Genomic DNA, 18,008 nt, shown 5'->3' on the forward strand with positions numbered 1-18,008 from the left:
TGCTGTGACTAAAGATCAGTATGGCAACGACCCCCGCTACGACAACGTGGGCGACGAGCCCCTCGACGCCGAAATTATCGACGACACCCCCACCGACGCACCCGCCGAGGAATACCGCGGCGCGCACCGTCGCGACGACGACGCCGACTATGACTATGACGAGGCCTACGACGAGGCGTACGCAGGCTACGCCGCCGGTGCCGGTGCCGGTGCCGGTGCTGGTGCAGGTGCTGGTGCCGGCTCGACCGCCGTCACCGCTGGCGGCGCCGCTGCTGGAGCCGGTGCTGGGGCGGGCGCCGCTGCCCAGGGCGGCCTGCCCCGCCGTGGCCTCGCCATGATCCTTATCGCCGTTGCTGCGTTGCTGCTGCTCTGGGCCCTGTGGGCGATGACCCAGAAGGGCGACGACAACAACGCCGCATCCTCCGCCTCGTCCGAAACCTCCACCTCCGCTACCGCCGAGGCCGCCCCGTCCGCGGCCCAGCCTGGCGAGGGCCAGGGCCAGGGCGCCCAGGATCCCAACGCCTCCCAGGATCCGAACGCGCCGCAGGACCCGAACGCTGAACAGCGCGAAGGTGACCAGGCCCAGGACCCCAACGCGCAAGACCCGAACGCCGAGACCCCGGCACCGGCTCCGGCTCCGGCCCCGCAGGGCGCGCAGCTCGACAATGCGAGCGCGCAGGTCTTCGTCTACAACAACTCCGGCATCGCTGACCTGGCTAATCGCACGGCGGATCAGCTTAAGAGCCAGTTCAACGTCGCTAATCAGTCCCAGGACGCTGCGACGATGAACATGCCTGAGCAGCAGTACGGCATCTTCCCGGAGACCTACGTGTTCTTCGACCCGGCCACTCCGGGTGCTGAGCAGGTCGCTGCCGACATCGCCCGCCGCGTCGGTGGCACCGCCCGCGCCAAGAATGACATCCCGGAGGGCGCCGTCGGCCTTCCGGAGCAGGCCGCGAATAACCGCAGTGCGGTCGCGGTCGTCCTCGCCGGCTAGTTTTAGCCTCCAAACGGCGCCTCCTACACGGTGCATTTCGTCGAAAATTAGCGAAATATGCCGTGTAGGAGGCGCCGTTTAGCTTTACGACGACACCACCCCGGCACCACCCCAACACATGGTGAGAATGCAAGGGTGAAGATGGCCAAAAATCGGCAAGCTCTCCGTTGCGTCCTCACCATCTGTGTGGAAGGCGGAACCCCAACAGCACCGCCCCGCATATAAACCGCTTCGCCATGCCAGTCCCGGGAACCGAAGCGGTTAGGCTGGCTGACTATGGATCCGTTTCGCGATTTTGCCAGGTCGGCCGCCCCTACCCTCGGTGTCGAGTGGGAGATTTGTCTCGTCGACCCGGAAACGCGCGACCTTGTGCCGCGTGCGGCTGAGGTGATCGAGGAGGTGCAGAAGCGCAATCCGGACGTGCACCTGGAGCCGGAGTTTCTGCAGAACACGATCGAGCTTGTCACGCCGATCTGCACGAATACCAGGGAGGCGGTCGACGCCCTCCAGCGCGACCTCAAAGCGATCAAGGAGGTCGCGGATGAGAAGAACCTCCGCCTGTGGGCGAGCGGCGGCCACCCGTTTTCGGATTTCCGCACGAATCCGTTGAGTCCGAAGAACACGTATCAGGAGATCGCGGATCGCACCCAGTATTGGGGTCAGCACATGTTGTTGTGGGGTATCCACTGCCACGTGGGCATCAGTCATGAGGACAAGGTGTGGCCGATCATTAATGCGGTGATGACGAAGTACCCGCACCTGCTCGCGATAAGCGCCTCGAGTCCGGGTTGGGACGGCATCGATACGGGTTACGCTTCGAACCGCACGATGCTTTACCAGCAGTTGCCCACCGCGGGTATGCCGTATCAGTTCCAGGATTGGGATGAGTGGGTTGCGTTTATGCGCGATCAGCAGACTTCGGGCGTGATTAATCACACGGGTTCGATGCATTTCGATGTCCGTCCGGCCGCGAAGTGGGGCACGATCGAGGTTCGCATTTCGGATGCGACGTCTAACCTGCGCGAGCTTGCCGCGGTCGTGGCGCTCACGCACTGTCTCGTGGTCCACTACGACCGCATGTTGGATCGCGGCGAGTCCCTGCCCACCCTGCAGCAGTGGCACGTCGCGGAGAATAAGTGGCGCGGCGCTCGCTATGGCATGGACGCGCTCGTGATCACTAGCCGCGATACGGACGAGGACTGGATTAAGCACGAGCTGCAATTGCTTATCGACGAACTCACGCCCACGGCCCAAGACCTCAACTGCCTCGACGAGCTACGGCTGGTCGGCGAGATCGTCGAGCGTGGCGCCGGCTACCAGCGCCAGCGGGAGATTTACCAGCGCACGGGTGATTGGAAGGCGGTTGTGGACGCGACCTGCGACGAAATGTGGGAACTCACGCCGTAGCGCCGTAGCAGCCAGCCCTTAGCCCGCCGGCCGTTCGGTTTCGGTGGGCTTGTTGGGGTTGATGCGCTTGGGGTGGTAGCTGGCGGGGCGATCGTTGCGGGTGAGTTGGCCTTCTTCGCCGTAGAGGCCTTCGCGTCGGGCGATGCGGCCGAGGCGTTGGCCGGTGACGGGGTTGGTCATCAGGGCGAAGATGACCAGCAGGATCATGATGCCGATGTCGCCTTTTTCGTGGACGCCGAAGTCTTCGGCGGTGGTGACTCGGATGATGGTGCCGATCATGAACAGCACGAGCCCGGTGGTTTGGGGTTTGGTGATGGCGTGGACGCGCGCGAGGGTGGAGTTGAAGCGTGCGGTGCCGACGGCGGCGGAGAAGACCATGAACGCGCCGGGCAGGATGAAGATCAGGGAGATGATGTCGGTGATCATAGGGAACCATCCCTCTTGCGGAAGCGGGCGACGGACAGGGAGGCGATGAAGCCGAGGAGTGCGATGACGATCATCACGTTGACCACGGTGGTGTCTAAGGTCCAGCAGATGTAGAGGGCGAGGGCGCACTGGAGGGAGGCGGTGATGCCGTCGTTAGCTAGGACGCGGTCGAGGGAGTCGGGGCCGACGATGACTCGCCAGGCGAGGATGAAGAAGCCGGCGAAGATGAAGATGGCGGCTATGGCGAGGAAGACGTTGTAGATCGTTTCGTTCATTTGCTCCTGCTTTCGAAGATCCCGATCATTTGGCGTTCCAGGGTGGCTACGTTGGCAATTTCGCGTTCGATGTCGGCCGGGGTGGACGCGTCGAGGACGTGGATGGTCCATTCGCGGTTGGCCAGGTCGATGTCGGTGACGGTGCCGCCGGGCTGCAGGTTGTAGGCGCAGGTGGCCAGGTAGAACACCAATTCGTTGCTGACGCGCATGGGCACGCGCAGGATCGCGTTTTTGGGTTGGGGTTGGGGCCGCAGCGAGAGCCAGGCCACTTTGGCGGAGGCGACGATGAGGTCCCACAGCCAGATACCGACGAAGGCGATCAGGCGTGGCCAGTGGATGCGGTTGCCGCTGCGGGGGACGCGTGGCAGGGGTAGGGCCAGCACGATGACGACGCCTAAGGCGAGGCCGGCGGCGACGTTGCCCCAGGACACTTCGCCCATGAGCAGGACCCACATGAAGGTCAGCCACGCAATGTAGGCGGGGCGCATGCGGTTTTTTATACCGGTGAGCAGGCTCATCAGTTACGCACCTCCTGGTTGCGACGGTTCATCAGCGAGTCGTGCCCGCCTTGGGAGTCGGTGGGTTCGGTGAATGCGTCGAGGTTGCGGGTGGCTTGGGTGGGGTCGTCGATAAGTACTGCGCTGCGGTAGATGGTGACGTCTTGGGCGGATTGGGCGGCGCGGTCGGTGATGTTGGAGATCGGACCGGCCAGGAACGTGATCGACGTGGAGGTGAGTACCAGCAGTGCGGTGGAGAGGAACATGCCGACGGGGATGCGGCCGACGTCGTCGCGTTCGCCGGCAGAGACGGTTTCGCCGCGCTCGGCAAGGTTGGCGGGGCGGGCGAGGACGACGTCGCCTTCGGGGGCGTCGGCGCGATCACGCAGGAAGCCTTTGGACCAGACGTTCATCATGGCGTACAGGGTGAGCAGCGAGGTGACCACGGCGCCGCCGATGAGGGTCCAGGCGAGCCAGGAGCCGTCTTCGGCACCGGCTTGGATGAGCATGACTTTGCCCAGGAAGCCGGATAGGGGTGGGATGCCGCCGAGGTTGAGCGCCGGGATGAGGTACAGCACGCCGATGACGGGTGCGGTGTACAGCAGGGAGCCCAGGCGGCGCAGTTGGGCGGAGCCTGCTTGCCTTTCGACGAGCCCAATCACCAGGAACAGCGACGTCTGCACCAGAATGTGGTGGACGGCGTAGAAGATCGCGCCGGATAGGCCTGCGACGGAGCCGAGGGCCACGCCGAAGATCATGTAGCCGATGTGGCTGACCAGGGTAAACGACATGAGACGTTTGATGTCGTTTTGGGCGATTGCGCCCATCACGCCGACGATCATGGTCAACAGGGCGACCCACATGAGCATGTTGTCGAGCGAGCCGTCGGTAAACACGGTGGAGCGCATGCGGATGATCGCGTACACGCCAACTTTGGTGAGGAGGCCTGCGAACACGGCGGTCACGATGGAGGCGGCGGTGGGGTAGGAGTCCGGCAGCCAGGCGTCGAGGGGGAAGACGGCGGCTTTGATGCTGAAGGCGACGAGGATCGTCGCAAAGATTGCGGCGCGCGTACCGGTGGGTAGTTCGGCCATGCGGATTCCGACTTGTGCCATGTTCACCGTGCCCACGGACGCGTACACGAGCGCAAGCGCAAACAGGAACACCATCGACGACGCCATGGACACCATCACGTAACCGATGCCGGCGCGCACACGCTGCGGCGACGCGCCCAGGGTGAGCAGCACGTAGGAGGCGACGAGGAAGATCTCAAACCCGACGTACAGGTTGAACAGGTCACCTGCCAGGAATGATAGGTTCACGCCCATGCTCAGCAGCATGTAGGTGGGGAGGAAGACGGCGACTGGGTCGTCGTCGTCACCATCGCGCAGACCTTGGGAGATGCCGTACCACATCACCGCGAACAGCACGATCGAGGAGACGAACAACATTATCGACGACAACCTGTCCGCCACCAACGTAATCCCGATCGGCGCCTCCCAGCCGCCCATTTGCACCGTTTGGATGCCGTGGATGTCGGCGACGATGATCAGCACCGCCGACATGACCGTCAGTGTGGCCAGGGTCAGCAGGGCAATGAAGCGCTGCAGGTTCACGCCGCGGAACACCAGGATGAACGCCGCGGAGATGAGCGGCAGCAGAATCATCAGCACCGTCAGGTACGGCACTGCGGGCAGGGCCCAGTCGGCGAGGGCTAACATACTACTTCTCACGCTCCGCCCCCTTTACTGGCTCTTCGAACGATGCCGACGCAGCAGCCTTGCCGGCCGCTTCCTCTTCGTCGCGGTCGCCCGTCGGCGTGGTTGGGCGCACCGCAATTGCGCGGTCCTCTTCGTCGCGTTCGACCACGTCGTCGCTGCGGTAGCGGTACTGGCGGTAGGCGAGCGCGAGCATAAATCCGACCATCGCCATCGAGATGACAATGGCGGTCAGGATCATCGCCTGCGCGAGCGGATCGGCGGCGTCGGCGGCTGCTACGGAGTCGCGTCCGAGGATCGGCGGCGAGCCCGCGCGACCGCCCGACTGCAGCAGGAGCAGGTTCGCGCCGTTGCCGATGAGCAGCACGCCCATGATCATGCGCGTCATCACTTTGTCCAGCATGAGGTATACACCGGCCGCGATGAGTACGCCTGAGCCGATGAGTAAGAACAGGTTTGCTTCCATTTACTTCTCCGAGCTCTTGCTAATCGACGGTGAAACTGAGGACCTTGCCGTCACCGTGGACCCTGTCGACGACACCGCCGCCCGCTCATCAAACCGCTGCCGGCGATCACGCTCTTGCTGTTCGCGGCGCCTGCGGTTCTTCTCTTGCAGTTCGATGGCGCGGTCGCGGGCGCGCTGCTTACGGGACTCTTCTTCGAGGTCGATGTGGGCGCCCATGGAGGCCAGTACGTGCATGATGAGGCCGACGACGATGGCGTAGACGCCGGCGTCGAAAAGCAGGGCGGATGGGACGTCGAACTCGCCGATGAGCGGCAGGCTGAGCGTGGCGTATCCAGAGGTCAGTGGCGGGTTGCCGAAGAACATGGGCACGACCGCTGCGGTGGCGGACAGCAGCAGGCCGGTTGCGAGCACCTTGCTTGGGTGCACCGGCAGGGTTGCTTCGATCTCCTTGCGGCCGCCCGCCAGGTAGCGCAGCGTGAGCGCGAGCGCGGCGACAAGGCCGCCTGCGAACCCGCCGCCGGGGGCGTTGTGGCCGGAGAAGAAGAAGTAGGCCGACAGCAGCATCATCGACGGGAACAGGATGCGGGTGGCAACCTCCACCATCAGGGAACGGTTCTGCGCCGTCTCGTCGTTGACGCCGGATGCGAGCCAGCGTGCCTTTGTGGTCTGCAGGGTTGGGCGGCGTGACTGGGTTTCAAACTTGCCGGTGCCGAAGATCAGGCTGGCCACGCCAACTGCGGCGATGACCAGCACGGTGATCTCACCGAGCGTATCGGCGGCGCGCAGGTCCACCAGCAGCACGTTGACGGTGTTGCGGCCGTGGCCGATCTCGTAGGCCAACTCCGGCATGGTTGTGGAGATCGGATCGGTCACGCGCGCGGACATCGCCGTCATCGCCACGACCACCACCGACACACCGGTGCCGATGGCGAGCCAGGCGCGGAGACGGTTGTCGTCGTTACGCGGCTCGACCTCTGTGGGCATCTTGCGCAGCACCAGCATGAACACGACCATCACAATGGTTTCCACCAGCGCCTGCGTCAGCGCCAAGTCCGGTGCGCCGTGCAGCGCGAAGATCATGGCCAGGCAGTAGCCGGTCATGCCGACCATGACCACGGCCGACAGGCGGTTGCGCTGCAGGGTGGCAAAGAACGCCATGCCCGCCATGATGATCACGATCAGGCCCTGCCAGACGTTTTCCCACACGATCATGCGGATGTTGTTCGACGCGCCCAGGATCAGCGCAGCCAACGGCACAACCATGAGGGTGGCGAAGATGACACCCAGGTTGATCGCCAACGAACCACGCTGGGTAGACGCGGTCAGGCGCATCGACCAGTGGTGCAGCTTGGCCAGGATGGTGTCGTAGACGGCGTTGGCGTTACCAAGCGCGGGCTGTTCGAACTGGGCCTTTGCCACCAGGTCGCGCTGCCAGAACATGATCGCGCCCGCAGTGATGATCACAGCCGACAGCATCAGTGGAACGTTGATGCCGTGCCACAGCGCGAGCGTTTCGCCCTCCACGTCCGGGAAGCGAGCGTCGAGGTGGTTGTTGATCGGGTCCGACAGCAGCGCCGGCACCAGACCAAACACGATCGTGCCCGCAGTCAGGATGGCTGGGGAGAGCCACAGGGTCGGGCCCACCCGGTGCATGTCGCGCACTGCTTCGGAGGGCTTGCGGTCGTGCTCTGGTTTCGTCGCAAAGGCACCGTGCAGGAAGTACAGCGAGTACGCCATGGTCAGGATGGAACCCGCGACCATCACTACCAGCGTGATCCTGCCCGGCATACCGGTGAGCAACTCCTCGTGCAGGATCATCTCCAGCGCGGCTTCCTTGGCCACAAACCCGAACAGCGGCGGGATGCCAGCCATCGACGCAGCCGACACAATGGCCAACCCCGCCAACAACGGCTGCTTCTTGCCCAGCCCCGACAGTTCGTGGATGTCGCGCGTGCCGGTGGCGTGGTCGATCGTGCCCACAATCATGAACAGCGCGGCCTTAAACAGCGAGTGCGCGAACGTGATCGCAAGCCCCGCCATCGCGGCCTCACGCGACCCCACGCCGATCACCGTGATGATGAAGCCCAGCTGGCTCACCGTGCCGTACGCCAGCACCAGCTTCAGGTCGCGCTGCTTCAGCGCCATCCAGCCACCCAGCAGCATGGTGAACCCACCCGTAGACAGCACCAGCAGGTGCCACGTGGTCACCGCCGACATGTCGGGCGCAAGCCTAGCGACGAGATAGATACCCGCCTTGACCATCGCCGCCGAGTGCAGATACGCCGACACCGGCGTCGGAGCAGCCATCGCGCCGGGCAACCAGAAGTGCCACGGAGCCTGCGCGGACTTGGTTAGCGCGCCCAGCATGATCAGCACAATTGCCGTGGAGATCGCCGGAGTGCCCTCGATGTCGGCGATCTGGGACACCTCGGACAGGCGCCAGATGCCGGCGTTGAAGCCGAGCAGGTTGATGCCCACCAGCATGGCCAGGCCACCCATCGTGGTGACCATCAGCGCCTGCATGGCTGCGCGTCTGGAGGTCGCCCGCTCCCCGTAATACGACACCAGCATGTACGACAGGATCGAGGTCAACTCCCAGAACACGTACATGAGCAGGAAGTTGTCCGAGATGACCAAGCCGTACATGGCCATGGCGAAGGCGCTGAGCTCAAACCCGAACTTGGCCAGCCTGCGCGGGTTCGAGTCGAAGTAGCCCCAGCAGTAGAACAACACAAGCGCCCCGACACCCAGGATGATCAGGCTAAAAAGCGCTGCGAGGGCGTCGAGGCGAAACTCTAAGTTGAGGTTGGTCGATGGCATCCACGTGAACGTGGAAACGATCTCCCCGCCGTCGCGGAACACCCCGTCGGCGAAGAGTTTGACCACCCACACGAAGCCGGCCAGCGGCACCAACGCCAAGATGGCGAAGGCCGAGCGGCCGACGCTGCGCAGCAGCACCGGGGCGATGGCGCTGGCAGCCATGAGCGCAAGAAGTAACGTGAGCACCTTTCTGGCAGCCCTCCTTTGAGGTCGGTCGTACCGTTGGCGCGCCTAACCTCAGGGGCTTTCCAGTTCACACAGAAATAACTTGCTCATCGCGGCAACAAGATACAACGCGTCAACACCAGTGGCGCGGCCATCTTTGTTCCACTGTAGCGAATTTTTCTTACTTCCCGTATTGCTGCAGGAACATCGCCTCTGCGATGGCCACGTGTTCGATCTCGGTCGGGTCAACGGATTCGTCGACACCGTGAATGCCACACAGCGGCTCCTCCACGCCGTACAGTGCGATTTCGGCGTTGGGGAACTGCTCCTGCAGGGTGATGGTCAGCGGGATCGAGCCGCCGGTGCCCACGACAGCCAGCTCGTCTGCGCCGTACGCGTCCTTCAGGCACTGCCCAAGCTTTGCGACGGCCTCCGCCTCCACATCCGTAGAAAACGGCTGATTCACGCCACTGACCTGTACGTCCACCTTGGCTCCCCACGGGGTGTGCGCCTTGATGTGCTCCACCATCTTCTCCGCCACCTCGGCGGAGTCCTGGCCAGCCGGAACACGCAGGTTGAACTGTGCCTCCGCGCGCGGGTTCACCGCGTTCATCGCTTCTGCAACCGGGGTGGAGGTAAAGCCGATCATGGTCACTGCCGGACGCGCCCACACCAGGTCGGCCGGGTTGTCGTCGGCGGTGCCCAGCAGTTCCACGCCGTCCAGGACGGTCGCATCGCCGCGGAAGGTTTCCGGGTCGTATGGGTCGCCGTCCCACTTGGCAGTGGTGTCCACGCCGTCGATGGTGGTGCGGCCGTGCTCGTCGAAAAGCGATGTTGCAATGACCATCAGTGCGTGCGCCGCATCCGGAGCCGCGCCGCCGAAACCGCCGGAGTGGATCGCGCCCTTGAGTGTTTCCACCGTCACGTTGATCTGGGCGCCGCCGCGCAGGGAAGTGGTCAGCGTCGGCACACCGACAGCGACGTTGCCGGAGTCCGCGATCAGGATCGCGTCCGCCTCAAACACCTCAGGCTTGTCGACGATCAACTTACCCAGACCGTCATCCCCACCGAGCTCCTCGGAGCCCTCGACGACAACCTTCAGCCCCAGGTCCGTGCCGCCGTTTTCCTCGACGAGGCGCAGCGCCTCCAGGTGCATGGCCAGGTTGCCCTTGCAGTCCGCCGAGCCACGCCCGTACCAACGGCCGTCACGCTCGGTGAGTTCGAACGGGTTGTTCGTCCAAGCCTCTGGATCGTTCGCCGGGACGACGTCGTAGTGCGAGTACAGCAGCACCGTCGGCATGCCGTTCTTCGCTGGCTTCGTAGCGACGATCGTGTCCGCGTCGTCCACCGTCGGGTAGCGGGTGACCTCAAAGCCGAGATCCTTGAGCGCCTCGACCGTCCACACACACGCTGCCTCGTGCTCGTCCTTCAGGGCCGGGGTGGAGTGCGGGGAGTTAAAGGATACCAGCTTGGACAGATCCGCGAAGATCCGGTCGCGCTGCGGTGCGTAGGTTGCTGTGCTGTTGCTTGTGCTGTTCTGTGCGTCAGTCATGGCACTACGCTAGCAGCAACCGAGCCAACCCCTGCGTCTCTTGCACTCAACCCCCGAGAGTGCTAAAAATGTGGCTGGCACTCATCTCAATCGAGTGCCAAATAAACGAAGAAGAGCGGGTGAGGCTGAGACCACTCGTCAGCCGTGCCGTCGCGGGCGCCTGCTTGCACCGACGAACTGAGTGATCGTCCACGTACGCCTATATATAAGGAGTGACACACTCACATGGCAAAGATGATTGCATTTGATGAGGAAGCACGTCGCGGCCTCGAGATCGGCCTGAACACCCTGGCTGACGCCGTTAAGGTTACGTTGGGCCCGAAGGGTCGCAACGTGGTGTTGGAGAAGTCTTGGGGCGCTCCGATGATTACCAACGACGGCGTGAGCATCGCTCGCGAGATTGACCTCGAAGATCCGTACGAGAAGATCGGTGCGGAACTGGTCAAGGAAGTCGCCAAGAAGACCGACGACGTCGCCGGTGACGGCACCACCACCGCTACCGTTCTCGCCCAGGCACTCGTACGCGAGGGCCTGCGCAACGTTGCTGCTGGCTCCAACCCGATGGGTATCAAGCGCGGCATCCAGGCTGCCACCGACAAGGTATCCAAGTACCTGCTGGACCAGGCGAAGGAAGTTGAGACCCAGGAGGAGATCGCTTCCACCGCTGGTATTTCGGCTTCCGACCCGGAGATCGGCAAGAAGATTGCTGAGGCGATGTACGCCGTCGGCAACGGTGCGGTGAACAAGGAGTCCGTGATCACGGTCGAGGAGTCCAACACGTTTGGTGTGGACCTCGAGGTTACGGAAGGTATGCGCTTTGACAAGGGCTTCATCTCCGCTTACTTCGCCACCGACATGGAGCGCGGCGAGGCCGTGCTCGAGGACCCGTACATCCTGCTGGTGTCCGGCAAGATCTCCAACGTCAAGGAGCTTGTGCCGGTGCTGGAGCAGGTTATGCAGTCCGGCAAGCCGCTGCTGATTATTGCCGAGGACGTTGAGGGCGAGGCCCTGTCCACACTGGTTGTGAACAAGATCCGCGGCACCTTCAAGTCTGTGGCTGTGAAGGCTCCGGGCTTCGGTGATCGTCGCAAGGCAATGCTGCAGGATCTGGCGATCCTGACTGGTGGCCAGGTCATCTCCGAAGAGGTCGGCCTGTCCCTGGAGACCGCTGGCGTTGAGCTGCTGGGTCAGGCTCGCAAGGTTGTGGTGACCAAGGATGAGACCACGATCGTGCAAGGTGCTGGTCAGCAGGAGCAGATCGACGGCCGTGTGAAGCAGATCCGCGCTGAGATCGAGAACTCCGACTCCGATTACGACCGCGAGAAGCTGCAGGAGCGCCTGGCCAAGCTGGCCGGCGGTGTTGCGGTGATCAAGGTTGGCGCTGCTACTGAGGTGGAGCTCAAGGAGCAGAAGCTGCGCATTGAGGATGCTGTGCGTAACGCTAAGGCTGCTGTGGAGGAGGGCATCGTCGCTGGTGGCGGCGTGGCTCTGCTGCAGGCTGCCAACGAGCTCGAGGGCGACCTCGGCCTTGAGGGCGACGAGGCTACGGGCGTGAAGATCGTCCGCGAGGCCCTGTCCGCTCCGCTGAAGCAGATCGCGCTGAACGCTGGCCTGGAGCCGGGCGTGGTGGCTGACAAGGTTGCCAACCTCCCGGATGGCGAGGGTCTGAACGCTGCGACCGGCGAGTACGTCGACATGCTGGCTAACGGCATTGCGGATCCGGCGAAGGTGACCCGTTCCGCGCTGCAGAACGCTGCGTCCATCGCCGCGCTGTTCCTGACCACTGAGGCGGTTGTGGCTGACAAGCCGGAGCCGGCTGGTGCGAACCCGGGCATGGACCCGGAGGCCATGGGCATGATGTAGTGCCCGCCTAATGAGCAACGCGTCCTTCGGGGCGCGTTTTTCTTTTGCGCATTTGCTTGTCGACGACCCCCTGAATAGGTGTAGTCCCTCACATCCATTTCCGGTTTGTGGCGTTTCCGTCGCGAGTTTCGGCGCTGAATGGTCTATACAGTCGTCATCGAATTCATATGACGTTTACCTCTTGTGTTGAATTTGGGCAGGTAGGCGATAGAGCTGAAATATGGTTACGTTTTGGTAAACGTGAGGTGTTGAAAAATATCTGTCAGCATTGAAAACAATTCTGCAGTTTCTCTTGACGTAATCGTTACCTATGGCAAAATAACTCCCTGACGCCCGATGGGTGTCAGTACCTGTCAGTAAAGCCAGACACAGACTGGCACCTAACTTTTAGGAGCATGTAATGCCTGTAGATTTCAAGGTCATCCAGAAGGCGCTCAAGGACTTCAAGACGTTCGCAACCGCGATCGAGAAGATCTTCACCAAGACCCCGGAGTCTCTGCTGACGTTCGCAACGAAGGTTACCGAGAAGCCGGAACTCGGCAAGACGACCAAGTAAGAGCATCTTTTTAAATAGGAGAAAATATCATGGAAGCATTGACTAACTGGGTTGCACTTTCCTCCGGCACCGGCGTCGGCGTTCAGAACGGCGAACCGGCTGAAATCACCCGTATCCCGGGCGCTCTCGTTGAGCTGCTTGGCAACTTCGGCGTCCTCGCAGGCGCTCTCGCCGACCTCGTTGGTCTGGTTGCATAAGACCGACCTGTAAGGTGCCTCGTCGCTACGTGCGACGGGGCATTTTTGTTATTCGGGGGCTTTCCCAGCGCAGCGGGGCAAAGCGGAATAGGATGAGAGGTATGGCTGACCACAAGGATGACGAACTGCCGATGATCGACCTCGCCCAGACCGAAGGCTGGGTTGTGGACGACACCGATGAAGACGATCCGGTGCTGCTGATGCCGGATGGCACTGCGATTCAGACGTGGCGCGAGAATTACCCGTACGATGAGCGCCTCTCCCGCGATGAGTATGAGCATGAGAAGCGCGCGCTCCAGATTGAGCTGCTGAAGTGGCAGAACTGGACGAAGGATACTGGTCAGCGCCACATCATTATTTTCGAGGGCCGCGATGCCGCCGGTAAGGGTGGCACCATCAAGCGCTTTAACGAGCACCTCAACCCCCGTGGTGCTCGTACGGTTGCGTTGGAGAAGCCTTCGCCACGCGAGAGCACGTCGTGGTACTTCCAGCGCTACATTGAGCACTTCCCGGCTGCGGGCGAGATCGTGTTCTTCGACCGTTCCTGGTACAACCGCTCCGGCGTTGAGCGTGTGATGGGTTTCTGTACCGAGTCGCAGCACGCTGAGTTCCTGCGTGAGGTGCCGATGCTGGAGAACATGATCCTCGGCTCCGGTATCTCGCTGACCAAGTTCTGGTTCTCGGTGACCCAGAAGGAGCAGCGCACCCGCTTTGCTATCCGCCAGGTGGATCCGGTGCGTCAGTGGAAGCTGTCGCCGATGGACTTGGCGTCGCTGGATAAGTGGGAGGACTACACGCGTGCGAAGGAGGAGCAGTTCCGCTACACGGATACTGACGAGTCCCCCTGGATCACCATCAAGTCCAACGACAAGAAGCGCGCTCGCCTGAATGCGATGCGCTACATCCTGTCCAAGTTTGAGTACACGAACAAGGACCACGACGTGGTTGGCGAGCCCGACCCGTTGATCGTTAAGCGCGGCCGCGACCAGATCGGCGACTAGAGTCCCTGCTTAGCGACGACCCTCTGCCCCGGGATTCCGGCGCAGAGGGTCTTTTTCATGCGTTTGTATAGCGGGGTAAACGTGCTGGTGGGGAGTGTTTGACGCGGTTAGCGCGGTTGCTAAGAAATCCCTTGAAAAACTCACGCAAAAAGTGTGTCGAACATCTCCACCCCACCTTATATGTGACGTTGAACACCCGTTTTTCGGTGTCATTTGCCTGTAAGGCCAGCTCGCTTTTCGCAGCAAACGCAAAGGTTTGGAAACTTGCCTGAAACCATCCTTAACGAGGGGAAACGGCCCATATTTGCGCTTTACTTAAGTTGTGCAACCAAATAAACTTTACGATGGCGCCCAGGCTGGGCCCAGAAGAATCGCACGAAGGACACGTCGTGCGAACAGACTTCTCTCGCTGACCAATAGGGCCCAGCGACAAACATTTCTCCGAAAGGACCACCACTATGGCAATTGCCATGAAGAAGACCGCTGCGATCGCAATCGCCGCAGGCCTGACCTTCGCCGGTTCCGCCGGCATCGCCGCGCAGGACGCATTCGCTGCAGACGTAAACGCTGGTGTTGGCGAAGCGACCACCGCATACTCGCTCACTGTTCACAAGCGCGGCGGAAACTGGCAAGAGAACGGCAACTACAACGGCGGTGCCCTGGATGCAGCGCCCGGCACTGACCTTGGTGCAGGTTTCAAGTTCTCCATCGAACAGGTGACGCCGAATCCCGACAACATTAATGATGCAAGCGCCGCGACCCCGGTTCAAGGTGGCGCAACGGCAGAAGGCACGACGGACGCCGACGGTAAAGTGAGGTTCACCAACCTGCCTGAAGGTGTTTACCGTGTCAAGGAAACTGGCGTTCCGGCCGACAGTAACTACATCACTGGTCCGGCCTTCCTGGTCAGCGTTCCGGTAACTACCGCAGACGGCACCAAGAACATCAATGAAGTGGTTGTCTATCCGAAGAACACGGAAACGAAGGTCGAAAAGTCCGTGAAGGATGAAGACAAGAACTCCGGCGACACCATCGAATACACTATTAGCGCAAATGCGCCGGTGGTTCCGGCGGGCAACAAGCTGACCTCCTTTGCGGTTCAGGATGCTTTCCGTAAGAGCGAGCTGACCGATGTGAAGGTTACGAAGGTTGAGGTCGGTGGGGAAGAGGTCCCGGCACGTGAATACGAGGTGGTGGACGGCACCATCGAGGGTGGACCGGCTGATGCTGACACCACTAAGACGGTGAATTTCGTCGGCGCCGGTCTGGATCGCGTGAGCAAGCAAGAAGCGGTAGAGGTGAAGGTCTACCTCACCGCAACGATGCAGAAGATTGGCGACGGCGAAATCGTCAACAACGCGCGCTCCATCGTTCGCGGCCCGAACACCAAGTCGACCGACGAGCCCAAGGAAACCCCTTGGGACGAAGTCAAGACTTACCTCGGCGAGCTTCGACTCGTGAAGACTGATGGTGGAAACACCAAGCTGGCGGGTGCTAAGTTCGACCTCTTCCGTTGTGATGAGTCCGGTAAAACTACTGGTGAAGCCATCGAAACTGGCATTGTTTCCGATCAGGATGGTCTGGTGAAGTTCAACAAGTCGCTTCACGTTACGGACTACATCGACGATAAAAAAGTTGCTGAAGTAACGAAGCGTTACTGCGCTGTGGAGACGCAGGCTCCAGAGGGTTACCAGAAGCTGAACAAGCCGGTTGTGATCGAATTCAAGCACAGCGATCTGAATGAGGATCTGCAGGTAGGCGACGTTAAGTACGAGAAGGTCCAGAAGACCGTGACGGTTGTTAATACCAAGCCGCTGTTGCCTGGAACGGGTGGCATGGGTGTTCTGATCATCGTCCTGGCTGGTCTTGCGATCATCGGCGGCGGTGTCTACGCGGCACGTCGCAACTCCCAGTCCGCATAAGCAAGAACGCATAAGCGGACTCCAGGGCTAGTGCTCGCCAACGAGCGCTAACCCGGGAGGCGCTCCGGATCCAACCGGAGCGCACGCCCGCCAGCAGAAGGGCGTTAAATTTCTGCTCCAGTTTTGAAGGAAAGGGTTGTCGTCGATAAGCGATGGCCCCAGAGAGGACAACAACGTGACCACAGCAGTGAAGGCGAAGCACCGGAAGCAACCGGCGCAGAAGTCGTTCTTCCAGCGTGTCGCGCTGCCTGTCCTCATCATTCTCGTTGGTCTGGCGGTTCTGATGTACCCGGTGGTTGCTACTCAGCTAAACAACCGCGTACAGGAACAGGTAGCGAAAACCTACGAAGACCAGCTTGAGGCGGCACCGCCGGAGCAGGTCAACCGCGCGTACGAGGCGGCGGTCGCGTACAACCGCGCGCATACCGACGGTCCGATTCTGGACCCGTGGCTTGCGCGCATCAGTGAAGACAACGCTGAGTACAAGGCGTATGAGGCGCAGTTGGCGGGGGTGTCGGCGATGTCGCAAATTGCGATCCCGTCTATCGACGTCCGCCTGCCCGTCTTCCACGGCACCAGCGAAAACACCCTGCAAAAGGGGCTCGGCCACCTGTACGGCTCCGCACTGCCGACCGGTGGCGAAGGCTTCCACTCTGTGATCACCGGCCACACGGGGCTCACGACTGCAACGCTTTTCGACGACCTCGTGGACGTCGAAGTCGGCGACGCCATCTACGTCTCCACGTTCGGTGAGCGCATGAAGTACAAGGTGTACGACATCGAGGTCGTCCTCCCCGACGAGACCGACAGCCTGCGCGCCGAGCCCGGCCGCGACCTGCTCACGCTGATCACGTGCACCCCGTACGGCATCAATACGCACCGCCTGCTGGTCCACGCCGAGCGCGTGCCGATGGATCCGGACGAAGCGCAGATTCTCGACGAATCCACGTCCACCTTCCAGTGGTGGATGTGGGCCCTCGGCGGCGTCTCCCTGCTGGTACTGCTGGCCCTGATCTGGTGGATCATCCGCGAAAAGAAGAAGAGCGACCGCAAGGACGCTATGAACAAGGAGGTTCAGTCCTAATGCGAGCTTCGAAGATTGTCGCGATTCTTGGCGCGGCGTCCATCCTGGCCACCGGCGCACTCATGCCGCTTGCTGATGCCCGCGTGGTCTCCGGCAACGACAAAAACATCCCCGCCAACAGCGTGGACGCCACCAAGCCGATCTTCCTGGTGGTGAAGAAGAACGAGCCGAACCCTAACGACGACATCCCCGCCGGCGCGAAACCACCAGCCATCGAAGGCTCCATCTTCGTGCTTTCCCGCGTGAAGGGCATCGACGTGACCACGGAGGAAGGCCGCGAGGGCGCCAAGAACCTCACGATGGAGGATGTTCGGAAGCGTGGACTGGAGGACGCCGATAGGGCGACCACCGACGCGAAGGGCCGCGTGCAGTTCAGCTACCTCAAGCCTGGCCTGTACCTGCTCGAGGAGCAAGCGCCTGACGACGACCACGAGTACCACCTCTCCAGCCCGCAGCTGATCATCCTGCCGCTTGGCGACGTGTCGGGTGAGCGTTTCACCTACGACAACGTCATCGTGACCAAGTGGGACACCGATCCGGGCCTGTCCCCGTCGCCGTCGCCGACGCCAACCCCGACGCCGGGGTCGTCGACACCGACAACGCCGACATCGCCAGGGACCACCGCGCGGACAACGACACCTTCGGGCAGCACCGTGACCACGGTGACTACCCCGGTCAAGACCACGTTGACCACCACCCGGCCCGACGGCTCCACCACCGTGGTGACCACGCGAACCAGTTCCGTGACCACCGTGACCAAACCGGGGGATAACACCCGCGGCGGGGACCTGGCCTCCACAGGCGCGAACGTGCTGTGGGCCGCGGGACTCGGCGGGTTGTTGATTTTGATCGGATTCGTACTAGCCCGGCGAAACAAAAACGAAGAACAGACACGGTAGATAAGCGGATTTAGGAACAAGGATTATGCGAAACGTAATGAAGCCTGCAGCCACTGCGAGCTCGCGCGCCCGTCGCTCCGTTCGTGGAGTCGCTGCCGTGGTCGCCTCGTTGGCGCTCGCCGCCGGCCTGGGCTCCTACCCAGTCGACGCGCAGGAACCGGTT

General features: G+C 62.0%; 16 protein-coding genes. 9 read left to right on the forward strand and 7 right to left on the reverse strand.

The genetic code is table 11. The features are described from left to right. The first annotated feature begins 4 nt into the window (after positions 1-4). Together HMPREF2785_RS04700 and HMPREF2785_RS04705 are read left to right on the forward strand one after the other, a co-directional pair. Positions 5-997 (forward strand): LytR C-terminal domain-containing protein, encoded by a 993-nt coding sequence (locus HMPREF2785_RS04700; protein ID WP_168164676.1) that lies wholly within the window; start codon positions 5-7, stop codon positions 995-997. A gap of 276 nt (positions 998-1,273) precedes the next feature. Continuing rightward, entirely contained in the window at positions 1,274-2,404 is a 1,131-nt protein-coding gene (locus HMPREF2785_RS04705) for a glutamate--cysteine ligase (protein WP_070614381.1), read from the forward strand. An 18-nt stretch (positions 2,405-2,422) separates the two neighbouring features. On the opposite strand, the gene HMPREF2785_RS04710 is transcribed toward HMPREF2785_RS04705, so the two are convergent. The 7 genes from HMPREF2785_RS04710 to HMPREF2785_RS04740 all read right to left on the reverse strand — a co-directional run bounded on the left by HMPREF2785_RS04710 (position 2,423) and on the right by HMPREF2785_RS04740 (position 10,323). Beyond that, a complete protein-coding gene (locus HMPREF2785_RS04710; protein ID WP_070614382.1) occupies positions 2,423-2,830 on the reverse strand; it encodes a monovalent cation/H(+) antiporter subunit G in 408 nt (135 codons plus the stop codon). Further along, entirely contained in the window at positions 2,827-3,105 is a 279-nt protein-coding gene (locus tag HMPREF2785_RS04715; RefSeq protein WP_070422450.1) for a monovalent cation/H+ antiporter complex subunit F, read from the reverse strand. The genes HMPREF2785_RS04710 and HMPREF2785_RS04715 overlap by 4 nt, the downstream gene beginning before the upstream one ends. Beyond that, positions 3,102-3,623: a Na+/H+ antiporter subunit E gene (locus tag HMPREF2785_RS04720; protein ID WP_180950054.1), complete on the reverse strand. Its 522-nt coding sequence runs from the start codon at positions 3,621-3,623 to the stop codon at positions 3,102-3,104. The genes HMPREF2785_RS04715 and HMPREF2785_RS04720 overlap by 4 nt, the downstream gene beginning before the upstream one ends. Beyond that, a complete protein-coding gene (locus HMPREF2785_RS04725) occupies positions 3,623-5,323 on the reverse strand; it encodes a Na+/H+ antiporter subunit D (RefSeq protein ID WP_083279427.1) in 1,701 nt (566 codons plus the stop codon). The genes HMPREF2785_RS04720 and HMPREF2785_RS04725 overlap by 1 nt, the downstream gene beginning before the upstream one ends. Position 5,324: 1 nt before the next feature. Next, a complete protein-coding gene (locus HMPREF2785_RS04730) occupies positions 5,325-5,786 on the reverse strand; it encodes a Na(+)/H(+) antiporter subunit C (RefSeq protein WP_070422451.1) in 462 nt (153 codons plus the stop codon). Then, positions 5,787-8,792, reverse strand: a complete 3,006-nt coding sequence (locus HMPREF2785_RS04735; RefSeq protein WP_070614383.1) for a Na+/H+ antiporter subunit A — start codon at positions 8,790-8,792, stop codon at positions 5,787-5,789. Positions 8,793-8,952: 160 nt separating this feature from the next. Continuing rightward, positions 8,953-10,323 carry a dipeptidase gene (locus HMPREF2785_RS04740; protein ID WP_070614384.1) on the reverse strand — a complete coding sequence of 457 codons (1,371 nt, stop codon included), beginning with the start codon at positions 10,321-10,323 and terminating at the stop codon, positions 8,953-8,955. 225 nt (positions 10,324-10,548) lie between these two features. Here HMPREF2785_RS04740 and groL point away from each other — a divergent pair, with 225 nt between their 5' ends. The 7 genes from groL (at position 10,549) to HMPREF2785_RS04765 (ending at position 17,845) form a co-directional block, all read left to right on the forward strand. Then, positions 10,549-12,186 carry a chaperonin GroEL gene (gene groL, locus HMPREF2785_RS04745; protein ID WP_070614385.1) on the forward strand — a complete coding sequence of 546 codons (1,638 nt, stop codon included), beginning with the start codon at positions 10,549-10,551 and terminating at the stop codon, positions 12,184-12,186. 400 nt (positions 12,187-12,586) lie between these two features. Beyond that, entirely contained in the window at positions 12,587-12,742 is a 156-nt protein-coding gene (locus HMPREF2785_RS11950; protein WP_168156426.1) for a hypothetical protein, read from the forward strand. Between the two features lie 29 nt (positions 12,743-12,771). Beyond that, on the forward strand, positions 12,772-12,939 hold the full coding sequence (locus tag HMPREF2785_RS11955) for a hypothetical protein (protein ID WP_168156425.1): 168 nt from the start codon (positions 12,772-12,774) through the stop codon (positions 12,937-12,939). Between the two features lie 101 nt (positions 12,940-13,040). Beyond that, positions 13,041-13,940 carry a polyphosphate kinase 2 gene (gene ppk2 / locus HMPREF2785_RS04750; RefSeq protein ID WP_070422455.1) on the forward strand — a complete coding sequence of 300 codons (900 nt, stop codon included), beginning with the start codon at positions 13,041-13,043 and terminating at the stop codon, positions 13,938-13,940. A 458-nt stretch (positions 13,941-14,398) separates the two neighbouring features. Continuing rightward, positions 14,399-15,862, forward strand: a complete 1,464-nt coding sequence (locus HMPREF2785_RS04755) for a SpaH/EbpB family LPXTG-anchored major pilin (RefSeq protein ID WP_070614386.1) — start codon at positions 14,399-14,401, stop codon at positions 15,860-15,862. 175 nt (positions 15,863-16,037) lie between these two features. Next, positions 16,038-16,946: a class C sortase gene (locus HMPREF2785_RS04760; RefSeq protein ID WP_070614387.1), complete on the forward strand. Its 909-nt coding sequence runs from the start codon at positions 16,038-16,040 to the stop codon at positions 16,944-16,946. Then, the gene (locus HMPREF2785_RS04765; RefSeq protein ID WP_070614388.1) at positions 16,946-17,845 is read left to right on the forward strand and encodes a prealbumin-like fold domain-containing protein; all 900 of its coding nucleotides are present in this window, start codon (positions 16,946-16,948) and stop codon (positions 17,843-17,845) included. The genes HMPREF2785_RS04760 and HMPREF2785_RS04765 overlap by 1 nt, the downstream gene beginning before the upstream one ends. Positions 17,846-18,008: the final 163 nt, after the last annotated feature.

It is taken from the genome of Corynebacterium sp. HMSC067D03, assembly GCF_001811185.1.
Classification (GTDB): domain Bacteria; phylum Actinomycetota; class Actinomycetes; order Mycobacteriales; family Mycobacteriaceae; genus Corynebacterium; species Corynebacterium coyleae.

What these genes read in the sequence shown, in the direction of transcription:
- HMPREF2785_RS04715 (WP_070422450.1), bottom strand. Translation starts at nt 3,105, where the DNA reads ATGAACGAAACGATCTACAACGTCTTCCTCGCCATAGCCGCCATCTTC.
- HMPREF2785_RS04720 (WP_180950054.1), bottom strand. Translation starts at nt 3,623, where the DNA reads ATGAGCCTGCTCACCGGTATAAAAAACCGCATGCGCCCCGCCTACATT.
- groL (WP_070614385.1), top strand. Translation starts at nt 10,549, where the DNA reads ATGGCAAAGATGATTGCATTTGATGAGGAAGCACGTCGCGGCCTCGAG.
- HMPREF2785_RS11950 (WP_168156426.1), top strand. Translation starts at nt 12,587, where the DNA reads ATGCCTGTAGATTTCAAGGTCATCCAGAAGGCGCTCAAGGACTTCAAG.
- HMPREF2785_RS04730 (WP_070422451.1), bottom strand. Translation starts at nt 5,786, where the DNA reads ATGGAAGCAAACCTGTTCTTACTCATCGGCTCAGGCGTACTCATCGCG.
- HMPREF2785_RS04710 (WP_070614382.1), bottom strand. Translation starts at nt 2,830, where the DNA reads ATGATCACCGACATCATCTCCCTGATCTTCATCCTGCCCGGCGCGTTC.
- HMPREF2785_RS04705 (WP_070614381.1), top strand. Translation starts at nt 1,274, where the DNA reads ATGGATCCGTTTCGCGATTTTGCCAGGTCGGCCGCCCCTACCCTCGGT.
- HMPREF2785_RS04755 (WP_070614386.1), top strand. Translation starts at nt 14,399, where the DNA reads ATGGCAATTGCCATGAAGAAGACCGCTGCGATCGCAATCGCCGCAGGC.
- HMPREF2785_RS04765 (WP_070614388.1), top strand. Translation starts at nt 16,946, where the DNA reads ATGCGAGCTTCGAAGATTGTCGCGATTCTTGGCGCGGCGTCCATCCTG.
- ppk2 (WP_070422455.1), top strand. Translation starts at nt 13,041, where the DNA reads ATGGCTGACCACAAGGATGACGAACTGCCGATGATCGACCTCGCCCAG.
- HMPREF2785_RS04740 (WP_070614384.1), bottom strand. Translation starts at nt 10,323, where the DNA reads ATGACTGACGCACAGAACAGCACAAGCAACAGCACAGCAACCTACGCA.
- HMPREF2785_RS11955 (WP_168156425.1), top strand. Translation starts at nt 12,772, where the DNA reads ATGGAAGCATTGACTAACTGGGTTGCACTTTCCTCCGGCACCGGCGTC.
- HMPREF2785_RS04725 (WP_083279427.1), bottom strand. Translation starts at nt 5,323, where the DNA reads ATGTTAGCCCTCGCCGACTGGGCCCTGCCCGCAGTGCCGTACCTGACG.